This is a genomic window from Chryseobacterium salipaludis, assembly GCF_022968825.1.
Taxonomy (GTDB): domain Bacteria; phylum Bacteroidota; class Bacteroidia; order Flavobacteriales; family Weeksellaceae; genus Kaistella; species Kaistella salipaludis.
Window position 1 is genome coordinate 437,276 of the sequence record NZ_JALHKS010000003.1, and the last position, 12,840, is coordinate 450,115.

At 45.9% G+C, this 12,840-nt stretch carries 12 protein-coding genes; 5 read left to right on the forward strand and 7 right to left on the reverse strand.

The window, feature by feature from the left end; all coding sequences use genetic code 11:
• Positions 1 to 153 precede the first annotated feature (153 nt).
• Positions 154 to 1,440, reverse strand: coding sequence for an adenylosuccinate synthase (locus MVI27_RS07555; RefSeq protein ID WP_246960267.1), 1,287 nt, complete (start codon positions 1,438 to 1,440; stop codon positions 154 to 156).
• A gap of 153 nt (positions 1,441 to 1,593) precedes the next feature.
• Between MVI27_RS07555 and hpt the strand changes: the two genes are divergently transcribed.
• From hpt to MVI27_RS07580, 5 genes are all read left to right on the forward strand, one after another.
• Positions 1,594 to 2,148, forward strand: a complete 555-nt coding sequence (hpt, locus tag MVI27_RS07560) for a hypoxanthine phosphoribosyltransferase (protein ID WP_246960270.1) — start codon at positions 1,594 to 1,596, stop codon at positions 2,146 to 2,148.
• A 17-nt stretch (positions 2,149 to 2,165) separates the two neighbouring features.
• On the forward strand, positions 2,166 to 2,768 hold the full coding sequence (locus MVI27_RS07565) for an adenylate kinase (protein ID WP_246960273.1): 603 nt from the start codon (positions 2,166 to 2,168) through the stop codon (positions 2,766 to 2,768).
• A gap of 46 nt (positions 2,769 to 2,814) precedes the next feature.
• Positions 2,815 to 3,798, forward strand: coding sequence for a GTPase ObgE (gene obgE, locus MVI27_RS07570; RefSeq protein WP_246960275.1), 984 nt, complete (start codon positions 2,815 to 2,817; stop codon positions 3,796 to 3,798).
• 77 nt (positions 3,799 to 3,875) lie between these two features.
• Positions 3,876 to 4,352 (forward strand): DUF6438 domain-containing protein, encoded by a 477-nt coding sequence (locus tag MVI27_RS07575; RefSeq protein ID WP_246960278.1) that lies wholly within the window; start codon positions 3,876 to 3,878, stop codon positions 4,350 to 4,352.
• A gap of 138 nt (positions 4,353 to 4,490) precedes the next feature.
• Positions 4,491 to 5,744: a DEAD/DEAH box helicase gene (locus MVI27_RS07580; protein ID WP_246960281.1), complete on the forward strand. Its 1,254-nt coding sequence runs from the start codon at positions 4,491 to 4,493 to the stop codon at positions 5,742 to 5,744.
• A gap of 36 nt (positions 5,745 to 5,780) precedes the next feature.
• Here MVI27_RS07580 and MVI27_RS07585 read toward each other — a convergent pair whose 3' ends face one another.
• From MVI27_RS07585 to MVI27_RS07610, 6 genes are all read right to left on the reverse strand, one after another.
• Entirely contained in the window at positions 5,781 to 6,548 is a 768-nt protein-coding gene (locus tag MVI27_RS07585) for a TatD family hydrolase (protein ID WP_246960284.1), read from the reverse strand.
• 6 nt (positions 6,549 to 6,554) lie between these two features.
• Complete coding sequence (locus MVI27_RS07590; protein ID WP_246960286.1) at positions 6,555 to 7,508, reverse strand: GSCFA domain-containing protein; 954 nt, start codon at positions 7,506 to 7,508, stop codon at positions 6,555 to 6,557.
• 32 nt (positions 7,509 to 7,540) lie between these two features.
• The gene (locus MVI27_RS07595; RefSeq protein ID WP_246960391.1) at positions 7,541 to 8,512 is read right to left on the reverse strand and encodes a polyprenyl synthetase family protein; all 972 of its coding nucleotides are present in this window, start codon (positions 8,510 to 8,512) and stop codon (positions 7,541 to 7,543) included.
• 667 nt (positions 8,513 to 9,179) lie between these two features.
• Positions 9,180 to 10,322 carry an inorganic phosphate transporter gene (locus tag MVI27_RS07600; RefSeq protein ID WP_246960289.1) on the reverse strand — a complete coding sequence of 381 codons (1,143 nt, stop codon included), beginning with the start codon at positions 10,320 to 10,322 and terminating at the stop codon, positions 9,180 to 9,182.
• A 22-nt stretch (positions 10,323 to 10,344) separates the two neighbouring features.
• Positions 10,345 to 10,983: a DUF47 domain-containing protein gene (locus MVI27_RS07605; protein ID WP_246960291.1), complete on the reverse strand. Its 639-nt coding sequence runs from the start codon at positions 10,981 to 10,983 to the stop codon at positions 10,345 to 10,347.
• A 154-nt stretch (positions 10,984 to 11,137) separates the two neighbouring features.
• The gene (locus MVI27_RS07610; RefSeq protein ID WP_246960293.1) at positions 11,138 to 12,829 is read right to left on the reverse strand and encodes a DEAD/DEAH box helicase; all 1,692 of its coding nucleotides are present in this window, start codon (positions 12,827 to 12,829) and stop codon (positions 11,138 to 11,140) included.
• Positions 12,830 to 12,840 lie beyond the last annotated feature (11 nt).

Here is a 12,840-nt window from a genome sequence, read left to right on the forward strand (position 1 = left end):
TAATTATAAACAATTAATACACCATATTTTTATTTATAAACAAATAAATACCATTCTTTACATACAGAAAGAATATTTTCAACTTTAAAATCAAAAAAGCCCCTCCGTGCGGAAGAGCTTTGTTAATATCATTCAGTATAATCTGTGATTTAGTTAAAATAATTCTTTGCGGATAATATTCTGTGTACGTTCCGGGCCTACAGATACCAGATATACATTAATACCAAGATATTTTTCGATGAACTCGATATAGTTTTTGGCGTTCTGTGGCAATTCATCATAACTCCGTGCGTGGCTGATGTCTTCTTCCCAGCCCGGCAGTTCTTGATAAATCGGCTCGTAATCATATAGTTTGGTGGTAGAAGAAGTGAAATAATCAATCACCTTATTATCTTCCGTACGGTATTGGGTGGCAACCTTCAGGGTCGGGATGCCGGAAAGCACGTCCAGTTTGGTAATAACGAGGTTGTTGATCCCGTTGATCATCGTCGCATGTTTCAGCGATACTAAATCGAGCCAGCCGGTTCTTCGGGGACGTCCGGTAGTTGCTCCGTACTCGTGGCCTGTAGCGCGCATTTGCTCGCCCAATTCATCCAGCAGTTCCGTGGGGAAAGGGCCGTTTCCAACTCTGGTAGTATATGCCTTGGCAACACCAATCAGATTTTGCAGGCTTGTGGGCGGCACACCTGCGCCGGCACAAACACCGCCTGTAGAGGGCGATGAAGAAGTGACATACGGATACGTTCCGAAATCGATATCGAGCATCAAAGCCTGAGCGCCCTCGAATAAAATATTTTTACCGTCGTGAATCGCATGGTTCAGTTCAACTTCAGTATCCACAATACGATCCTGCAGTTTCTTTCCGATTTCAATGAATTCATTATAAATCTCATCAAAGTCCAGTGCAGGTTTATCAAAATATTTTTCGAAGAGTGAATTTTTGATTTTAAGATTTTTGCGGATTTTTTCTGCAAGCACCTCCGGGTTTAAAAGGTCAACCATACGGATGCCGATACGCGCTATTTTATCTTCATAGCACGGCCCAATTCCCTTTTTGGTAGTTCCGATCTGGGTGCCGCCCTCTTCTTCCTCGCGGTACTGATCCAGCAGCAGGTGGTACGGCATAATGACATGCGCGCGGCGGCTGATGAACACGTGATCCGTGCGCATTCCTTTTTCTTCGATCTGTGCAATTTCCTTCAGGAAGGATTTTGGATTCACCACCACTCCATTGGCAATAAAGCATTTTCCGGGACACTGCAGCACGCCGGACGGAAGCAGGTGAAGCACAAATTTTTCTTCTCCCGCATAGACCGTGTGACCGGCATTATCGCCGCCCTGAAAGCGAACAACATAATCAGATTTTGCGGAGAGCACATCGGTAATCTTTCCTTTACCTTCGTCACCATACTGGAGACCCACGACAACGTATGTGGCCATATTTTACTTTTTATTAGATTTCCACAAAAATACTTTTAATAATAAACGTGCACAAAAAAACCGCGGGAAAACTGCCGGAATATTCACCCTGCTTTTGCCGCTTCGGGAAGCTCTTTCGAATTATTTGCGTAAATTTGCCGTTTACGAAAACGTATGCAAACAGTTACAGTTCACGATAAAGAGTTCGTGCCTTATTTGAAAAATGAGGAGATCCAGCGGATCATCAAAGAAGTTGCAGAACGGGTGTATGAGGATTACAAAGATGAAACACCGGTTTTCATCGGCGTGCTGAACGGCGTGATTATGTTCTTCTCTGATTTCCTGAAACACTACCCCGGAAAATGCGAAATTGCTTTCATCCAGATGAGCAGTTACAGCGGTACCACCAGTACCGGAATCGTGTACAAGAAAATGGATCTGACCAAAGATGTGGAAGGCCGCCATATCGTCCTGATGGAAGACATTGTGGATACCGGAAACACCATTGAAAGCTTATTTGAATATTTCAAAAATACCCAGCGCCCGAAATCGCTGCGTGTGGCCACCCTGCTGCTGAAGCCGGAGGTGTATAAAAAAGAATTTAAAATTGATTACGTAGCTAAGGAAATCCCAAACAAGTTTGTGCTGGGATACGGACTGGACTACGATGAGCTGGGCCGCAACCTGCCCGATCTGTACCAACTTTCCGAAGGGCGGATCAACCACTAATACTAAAGCTGAACAACATGATAAACATCGTTCTTTTCGGCCCTCCGGGCAGCGGAAAAGGCACGCAAGCCCAAAATCTGATTGAGAAATTTAATCTGAAGCAAATCTCTACCGGGGATCTGTTCCGGTTCAACATTAAAAACGGAACCGCACTTGGGATCCTGGCGAAATCGTATATCGATAAGGGAGAACTGGTACCGGATCAGGTGACGATCGATATGCTGGTGGATGAACTTCGCAAACCGTGTAATGCGGCCGGGTATATCTTCGATGGTTTCCCGCGCACGGCCAATCAGACCCTGGCGCTGGAAGAAATTGTAGCGGATGTCCTTAAAAGCAATATTGACCTTTGCCTTTCTTTAGTAGTAGAAGATGCCATCCTGGTGGAACGCCTGCTGAAGCGCGGCGAAACCAGCGGCCGCAGCGATGACCGCAACCCGGAAATTATTGCGAACCGCATTGCGGAATATTATAAGAAAACTGCAGAAGTAGCGGAACTCTATAAAAAGCAGGGAAAATATGTGGAAGTAAACGGTGTAGGAGAAATCCAGGAAATCGCTGAAAAACTTTTCCACGAGATTGAAAGAATCAAAACAGCCAACCCGCTGAAAACTTCGTAAGCCTCATTTCGCAGGCTTTTTACTTTTATAATTAAACACCAGAAAAATGTCAAACTTTGTAGATTACGTTAAAATCCACTGCAAAAGCGGTCACGGCGGCGCCGGTTCTGCACACCTGCGGCGGGAAAAGTATATCCCCAAGGGCGGCCCCGATGGTGGTGACGGCGGCCGCGGCGGCCATGTAATTATGAAAGGGAATGCGCATGAGTGGACCCTGCTCCCGCTCCGTTATACCCGCCACGTTAAAGCGGAACGCGGTGAGAACGGCGCAAAAAACCAACTGACCGGTGCGTATGGCGCAGATGTGTACATTGAAGTGCCGCTGGGCACCATTGCCAAAAATGAAGAAGGCGAAATCATCGGTGAGATTATGGAAGACGGGCAGGAAATCATCCTGATGCACGGTGGTAAAGGTGGCCTCGGCAACGAGCATTTTAAATCGGCCACGAACCAAACGCCGCGCTATGCCCAACCCGGTTTGCCCGGCGAAGAAGGTTACGTAACCTTTGAATTAAAATTACTGGCAGATGTCGGGCTGGTGGGCTTTCCCAATGCCGGGAAATCCACTTTACTCGCCGCCGTTTCTGCTGCAAAACCAAAAATTGCCAATTACGCTTTTACCACACTGACGCCGAATCTCGGTATCGTGAATTACCGTAATTACAAATCATTTGTAATGGCGGACATTCCGGGGATTATCGAAGGGGCAGCCGAAGGGAAAGGTTTAGGCCATCGGTTTTTAAGACATATTGAAAGAAATTCCATTCTGCTGTTTTTAATTCCGGCCGATTCCGATGATCATTTTCAGGAGTTTAAAGTTTTGGAGAATGAATTGCAGGAATATAATCCCGAGTTGCTGGACAAAGATTTTATTATTTCTGTTTCCAAAGCTGACTTGCTCGATGAGGAACTGAAGGCTGAAATCTCGGCGGAATTCCCGGAAAACCGGCAGCCGCTGTATTTCTCTGCGGTAACACAGGAAGGCTTGCAGGAACTGAAAGATGCCATCTGGAAAAAACTGCATGGTTAAAATATTACGTTAAAATAATCCCGGTGATCCGGGATTTTTTTTGGATATATTTTTGCTTTCGCATAGAAAACAACTTTATGAAAAACATACTTTTCGCAATATTTGCCATGTTAATATTTAGTTGCAGCTCAGCCAATGAACAGCCTAAAATAGCCTCTCTTCATTACGAAGCCGGTCCTTGTTTCGGATTTTGCCCCATGTTTTCAATGGACATCGATGCTGACGGCACGATTATCTACGAAGCCATCCGGTACACCAGTTCCCGATCGGAACCAGAAAAAGGCAGCGGCAGATTTAAAGGCCGGTTAAATCCAGCGCAGCAGGCACAGCTGCAAGCTGCCATATCCAACCTGAATCTGCAGAACCTGAAATCGTTTTATGGTGATAAAGGCATTACTGATTTACCGACTTCCAAATTGCGGCTTTCAGTGCAAAACGGAAAAACAGCAGCAACGGAAGATTATGGCCAGCGCGGCACACCGCAGTTAATTAATTTATACCAGCTGCTCAATCAATTCCGAAATGAAGTAAGCTGGACTGCTGTTTCACCATAGATAACCTAATTTATTTTAAGTTATCTTTGCACCGCCTTGCTTAAGCTTCGTTCAGAATACTTCTGCTTCGGGATTAAAAAACACTTTGTTTTTTTAATAACAGTTTAATAAAGGCTTCTTAACTTAAAATATTTTCATTTGAATTTTAGCGATTTACATCTTATTGATCCCATTGCCAAAGCATTACAGGAAGAGGGATATACACAGCCTACGCCTATACAGCAAAAATCCATTCCGCATATCCTGGAAGGAAAAGATCTGCTGGGCACCGCGCAAACCGGAACCGGAAAAACAGCTGCTTTTGCCATTCCGATTCTTCAGAATCTCACGAAACAGACCAGCAGGAGCAAACATATCAAAGCCCTAATCCTGACGCCCACGCGTGAACTGGCCATTCAGATTGAGGAAAGTTTCAAGGCATACGGGCGACATCTGCCTTTGCGTACGCTGGTTATTTTCGGTGGCGTGAAGCAGGGTGCGCAGGAACAGGCACTGAAAAAAGGGGTAGATATTTTAGTAGCGACGCCGGGACGTTTGCTTGACTTTATCGGGCAGGGACTCATTTCACTGAAAACATTAGATATTTTCGTTTTAGATGAAGCCGACCGTATGCTTGATATGGGCTTTGTCCATGATGTGAAAAGAATCATCAAACTATTACCTTCGAAGCGCCAGACCCTATTCTTTTCCGCCACGTTTCCCGAGGAAATCAGCAATCTGGCAAAGTCCATGCTGACCCATCCGGTGAAAGTGGAAGTGGCACCGGTTTCCGCCACGGCAGATACCATTCAGCAGAAAGTATATTTCGTTGAAAAGGAAAACAAACTGGACCTGCTGACGCATATCCTGAAAAAAGATATTTCTGATGCGGTGCTCGTTTTCTCCCGCACCAAACACGGCGCCGACAAAATCGCCAGAAAACTGCAGAAAGAAAAAATCTCCGCCGAAGCGATTCACGGCAATAAATCCCAGAACCAAAGACAGAATGCTTTAAATAACTTTAAATCCGGCAAGACACGCGTTTTGGTAGCGACCGATATTGCCGCACGCGGAATCGACATCGATGAACTGAAATACGTGGTCAATTACGAGCTTTCTGATGTATCGGAAACGTATGTGCACCGAATCGGACGAACCGGACGGGCGGGCGCGGAAGGAAAATCGATTTCTTTCGTGGACGGACTGGATCTGGTTAATTTAAAAAACACCGAAAAACTGATTGGCAAAAAGATTCCGGTGGAAAAAGAGCATCCCTTCCATACCGACGATCTGGTGCCGCAAAAGCGCGACAGTAACAACAAACCGTTTACGCCGCGGCCAAAACCACAGAGCAAGGAAAGTATCGGTTATAAAAAGCCGAAGAACAAGAGCAATTTCAGCCGTAAGAAATAAACGAAAAACACAGGAGCGAATCCTGTGTTTTTTATTTTAAGAACGGTTAAACATCCTCAATGCATTTTCTGTTGTAATGCGATCGATTTCGTGGAAGTCTTTTTTATATAGATCCACGAGCCTACCGGCGATGAGCGGCACATAGCTGCTTTCATTCCGTTTCCCGCGATGCGGTACCGGCGCCAGATACGGGCTGTCGGTTTCCAGCACAATATTTTCCAGTGGAATCTCCGCCAAAAACTGATCGATCTTTCCGTTTTTAAAAGTAACCACGCCGCCAATACCCAGCATAAAACCGAGATCAACCGCTTGCTGTGCCTGTTGCAGATTTCCGGAGAAACAATGAAAAATACCGCGCAACTGCGGACATTTCTTTCTTTCAAGAACTTCAAATACCTCATCAAAGCTTTCGCGGGTGTGGATGACAATCGGCATATTGCGCGCAATTGCCCAGTCGATCTGGGTTTCAAAAGCTTTGGTCTGGATATCCAAAGTCGATGCGTCCCAATGCAAATCGATTCCGATTTCACCGATGGCAGAAAATACCTGATCATCAAGATAATTCAGAACAATGGCTAATTCTTCCTGCCAGGTGCCGGGCTGCACGGAGCAGGGATGCAGGCCCATCATTGGGAACATCTGCTCCGGATATTCCTTTTGCAAAGCCAGCATTTTTTCATGGGTCTGCGAATCGATCGCCGGCAGGTAAAACCGGGTAACACCGGCGGCCAGCGCGCGCTGAATCATTTCAGTGCGGTCTTCGTCAAACTGGTCAGAATATAAATGGGTGTGGGTATCAATCATAGATGTTTAGCTAAAGATTTTATGCTTCACTTTGGACTGCTGCGCGGCAATGCGCTGTTCGAGCTTTTGGATAAAATCCTGATGTTTTGGGTCCTGTTCGTCTGCCGGCTTATGCATGAGAGACCGGTTAATTCTGAAATTTTCTTCAATAAAATCCATGGTCGCTTCGGAGAACCAGGCACTGCCAAATTTTTCCCAGATGTATAACACTGCCTGGGCAGAAGGATGGATCATGTCTTCTTTATAAAAACGATAATCCCGCAGGTCATCCATCATAATTTCGTAAGCAGGCAGATAGTGGCAGTTTTCAAAAGTAGGAAGCACTTCATGAAGGGCGGTGATCAGTTTTGCTTTACTCAGGCTGTTTTCCGCCATGCCCTCTTTGGTATGACGCACCGGCGACACGGTGAACAAAATCTGAATGTCTGCAGCAGCAATATCACGCAGGTTAACAATGGTTTCGTAAATGGCATCTGTAATTTCCAGATGCGTTAATTGTCTCTTTTTAAAATACTTCGCCGGAATTTTATGACAGTTGGCAACCAGTTTCTGTTTGGGCAAAAACTCATACACCATGCTGGTACCATAGGTAATGATAATCCATTTTGTTTCCTTCAGGAAGGTATTGGCTGCCTCGATATTCCGGTTAATTCTGTCCAGTGTCTGATGGGCAAACCGCGTGTTGAATGAAGTGTGATGATCAAGCGAAATAATCTCATCATTAAACTTAATCAGTTCACTTTCGTCATAAAATTCTGCATCGTGAATCCTTTTGACAGCCGTATTCAGCGCCACCGGATTAAATAAGGTTCCGAAAGGGTTATTGAATGTCTGCAGTTGCCCGCGTTGTAACAGTGCTGAAATCTCCGTCGCAAAACAAGACCCCAGGGAAAAAATACGGTCGGTTATTTCCAGTTTGGTTTCAGAAGAAGGGATGGATACATCGGTGCGGAATTTCATATAGTCTGGGCTTTTAAAATGAACAGTTTTCTTTATTTTTCGCGGTGCAGCAGGTAATTGGCCAGCTCCACAAACGGGCGCTTGCGCGCTTCGCTGAGGCTGATTTTATCCAGATAATGCTGTGCCTGATCGTTGTGCTCCTGAACGAGCTGCAGAGCTTTCTCATCTACGCGGCAACGGCGGAAAATTTTCTCTACGCTGTAGACTTTATCAATATTGTCCGTTTTCTTGGAATACCACCATTTCAGTTCTTTACGCTCTTCGTCGGTAGCATGCTGCATAGCGAGAAGATACAAAACAGATTTTTTATTTTCATAGATATCACCTGCGTGCTTCTTTCCTACATGTTGTTGGTTTCCGAACACGTCCAGGTAATCATCCATAATCTGGAAAGCAATCCCCACATGTTTGCCGAAGTTGAAGATGGCACGCGCATCGGCAAATTCAGCACCGGCGATCAAAGCGCCGATTTCAAATGACGAAGCCGTGAGCACCCCGGTCTTATAGGTAATCATTCGAATATATTCATTGAAGGACACCTCTTCCTGGGTTTCAAAGTTGATATCGTATTGCTGGCCCTCGCACAGGAGGAGCCCGGTTTGCACAAATACGCGCATACATGCTTTGTATAGATCTGGCTCCAAACCTTCAAAGAATTTCAGAGCTTTAAACATCATAGCATCGCCGGCGAGGATACCGACGCTCACGCCGTGCAACTCATGAATGGTGGGCTGGTTGCGGCGCAGCGGCGCTTCATCCATAATATCGTCGTGGATCAGCGTGAAGTTATGAAAGAATTCAATTGCCAATGCAGGCTTCAGGGCTTTCTGGAGGTTGCCGCCGAACATATCGCAGGCCATCAGCACCATCATGGGGCGGAGGCGTTTGCCGCCATGCGAAATAATGTAATTCATCGGTTCATACAGCTCCTCGGGCTTGTCCCGGAAGGTATATTTTTCGATCGCTTCGGCGATAATTTGCTGATATTCTTCTAAAAACTGCATTGATTGTTTCATATAAGGCAAAAATACAATTTAAATCGGTTGTGAATCAAGCATGGGCCGATTTTTAGGGCATCGGAAGGTTTTTGGAATCAGAATTTTTCTGTATAATCATGTCAGCCCTTCGGGATTATTTTCATGCACGTGATTGTATTTTATAATCATGTCATCCCTACGGGATTATTATCGTGTTAAATTAATTTTTCTATAATCAAGTCATCCCTTAGGAATTTGGGAATGAAATGAATATGTTGGATTTATTTCATTACGGTAAGATTTAATTAAAAGCCCGAAGGGCTGGTATTATTATAGAAAAAGACCAGAGCATTATTAAAAAACCAAAGGGTTGATATGAGTATGTAGCCGATTACCACCGATGTATTTTTGGTTTTTTTTACATAAAACCACAGCCTTCATCTTATGCGATCTCGGACTATAGGATCCCCCTGCGGCCGCGATAGAAGTGGTTACCCCGCAGCGAGGCGGCGCAGCGCAGCGGAGCCTACCGAGCGAGGAGTAAAAACGGATAGCGCGAAATGTCCGCCCTGAAAAATAGTATGCTGCTGACGACACCTTCCGCTGAGATCAATGCCACAAAACATCAGGATTACCAGCACAAAAAAATCCGCCCCGGAAAAACCGAGGCGGATCTAGTTTATTTTACATGCAATCAGCGGAAAAACACCACCAGCAGATACGTGCATCCTGCGACGAAGGCAGAAATCGGAATGGTGAGAATCCAGGCCCACAACAAGCTGACGGTGATTCCCCACCGTACGGCCGAAACACGCTTGGTTAAACCAACCCCGATAATAGAACCGGTAATGGTATGCGTGGTGGAAACCGGGATACCGAAATGCTCGGAAATAAAGAGCGTCATGGCACCGGCCGTCTCGGCACTTACCCCTTCCAAAGGCGTTACTTTCGTGATCCGGGTACCCATGGTCTTCACAATTTTCCAGCCGCCGCTCATGGTTCCCAAAGCAATCATCAGGAAGGAGGTGAACGGAACCCAGAAATAATGCTCCACGAAATAATTGAACTGATGCGTACTGTCCAAGGCCAGATATACCGGGTCCTGCAAGGTTTCCACGTGGTGATAAATGACTGCTGCACCGATAATCCCCATTACCTTCTGGGCATCGTTGGTTCCGTGGCCCAGACTGAACAGCGCAGAAGAAACCAGCTGCAATTTTTTGAAAATATTATCTGCCTTGCGCGGACTGGTGCGTTTGGATAGATACACAATAATCAGTGTAATGATAATTGATATAATTCCGCCGATCACCGGTGCCAGGAAAATAAACAGGAAGATCGGCAACACTTTGTCCATCCGGACCACGTTCTGCGTGAAGAGTTGTTTACACGCTAACAAAAACTTGTCCCAAGTGGAAAGCGCCGGTTCTGCCAGTGCAATATTGTGATAGTCACTTACGAGGGCATACATCAGTGCCGCGCCAAGAAATCCACCAATCAGGGTGTGTGATGACGACGAAGGAATGCCAAACCACCAGGTGAGCAGGTTCCAAGCAATCGCCGCAATCAGGCCGGAAAATATAACTTCCAGGTTAATAAAGTCCACATTGACCGATTTCGCAATCGTATTTCCGATCTTAAATTCACCGATAACATAGGCGGCGAGGAAGAAGGCGGCAAAGTTCCAGACGGCTGCCCAAAGTACGGCCTGAAATGGCGTGAGCACTTTAGTGGAAACGATGGTGGCAATTGAGTTGGCAGCATCGTGGAAGCCATTGATATAGTCGAAAATCAGCGCCAGGACGATGATGACGACGAGTAAAACGGGTAAATCCATTTATTTTTTTCTCTTAAAGGTTTTACGCGTATTTTACCAGAATGCCATCGATGGTATTGGCGACATCTTCTGCCTTGTCGGTTACATTTTCCAGATATTCCAACACCGATTTCACTTTGATAATGGTAATGGCATCCTCAGATTCAAACAGTTTTACTATTGCCTGACTCAGGACATCGTCTGCGATGTTTTCGTAGGAGTTAATTTTAATGCAACTTTCCTTCACGGCTTTCGGGTTCTGGAAATCCTTCATGTTTTTCAGCGCGGTTTCAATCTCCACACAGGATTTGTGAATCAGCAGCGTAAATTCGGTATATGCTGAATCCAATGGTGCTTTGTAGAGGTAGATATATTTCGCAGACGCATACATGAAATCCGCAATATCATCCAGGCCGCTCGCCAGGTGGCTGATATCTTCGCGGTCAAATGGAGTAATAAAGTTTTCTCCCAGCTGCACAAAGATTTCATGGGTTAAATCGTCCATTTTGTGCTCGTAATCGCTCATGTGCTGGAGCATGGTATCATCGTTAATATCGAAGTCCATCAGGCTTTCATGAAATTCCTTTGACATGGAAACCAGGGTTTCCGCTACTTTTTCGAACAACACAAAAAATACTTTGTCTTTCGGCTGGAAGGCTTTAAAAATGTTTCCGATTCCCATTTTATTCTGTTTAATGTTTACTGCTGCAAATCTCCGAAAAAGAGGCGTTCGTTTCCCGTTTTAATGTTAACTTTTCGTAACATAGCCACTTTGTCCGGAAACAAAAAAAACCAGCACAATGAGTGCCAGTTTTTCATGTAAAGTTTTGGTGTGCTTAGGAAGCTACTTCCGCGCGCATATCTTTGCCCTTAAACTTCTGGGTCTGCATCCCGCGCAGGACTTCATCCTTAAAGGATTTCTCTACTTCAAAGAAGGAGAACTTTTCCAGGATTTCAATCTCTCCGATGTCCGGACGTTTTTTGGATTTGCCCGTTGACTTGTTGATGATATCCAGCATATCAATCTTTTTCAGATGATCGCGTTTTCCGAGGTTAAAGAAGAAACGAACCATATCGGCATTGTTGCGACGCGCTTTGCGGCCTTTGCCTTCAAAGTCGCGGTCTTCACGTCCACGGCTGCGCTTGTCCTTCCCGCCGCGTTCACGGTCACGACGGTCACGACGGCTTTCGCCGCGGTCATCGCCCAGTTTCTGATCGGCCAGATCGGGTTTGTTGTTATAGTACATCGCCATATCGCGCAGCTGGAATTGCAGGAGCTGGTGCACCAGTTCTTCTTTGGAAAATGCAGACAGATCCGGGATGAGGCTGTCATCAAATTCAAAAAGATCTTCGTGTTCCGTTAGCAATTTATCAAAAACGCCGCCTACCTGTGCCTTAATGATTTCATTACCGGTCGGTACTTTCTTCTCAACGATTTCAATTTTGGTAGCTGCTTTGATTTGTTTCAGCTTGCGGGCTTCTTCCGGCTTGATGAGCGCCATGGAGATCCCGTCTTTGCCGGCACGGCCGGTACGTCCGCTGCGGTGCACGAAAACTTCCGGGTCATCCGGCAGTGAGTAGTGCATTACGTGCGTCAGTGAATTCACATCGAGTCCGCGCGCGGCTACGTCGGTAGCCACCAGGATATCGATGTTTTTCAAGCGGAACTTCTTCATTACCGTATCACGTTGTGCCTGGGAAAGGTCACCGTGAAGCGCATCAGCGGCATAGCCGTTCTGCATCAGGAAATCGGCCACATCCTGGGTTTCCATCCGGGTACGGCAGAAAATAATGGAATACTGGTTCGGGTTCGCATCAATCAGCCGCTTCAGCGCTTCTTTTTTATTGCGGTAGCCCACGACATAGTATTCGTGTTTAATGTTTTTCTTCACCTCGTTAATCGACCCGACCGAAATACGGTGCGGATTCGTAAGGTAATTTCTGGAAATACGCTCCACTTCCTTGTTCATCGTCGCCGAGAACAACAGCGTTTGCTTTGTTTCCGGTGTTTCGCTGATGATGGTTTCCAGGTCATCTTTAAAACCCATGGACAGCATTTCATCCGCCTCGTCGAGCACGAGCCAGTGAATGGCCGAAAAGTCCAGCGCTTTGCGGTTGATCAGGTCGATCACACGTCCGGGCGTACCGACGATGATCTGTGGTTTTTCGCGCAGGGACCGGATCTGGTCACTGATGCTGCTTCCACCATAGACGGCAGTGGTCTTAATGTTCGGAAGGTATTTCGAGTAATTTTTAATGTCTTTGGTAATCTGCAAACACAGTTCTCTGGTTGGGCACAGCACCAATAATTGGATTTTGCGACTCCCGTCGTCAATCATATCCAAAATCGGAAGCGAAAATGCTGCTGTTTTGCCTGTTCCTGTTTGCGCAAGTGCGATGAGATCGCGAATATCTGAAGAGATAAAAGGAATAGTCTGTTTTTGGATTTCAGTGGGGCTTGTGAACCCCAGTTCGCCAACGGCCTGAAGAATTTCAGGGCTTAAGCTGGTCTCCGTAAATAAATTCATGTAAAAGATCG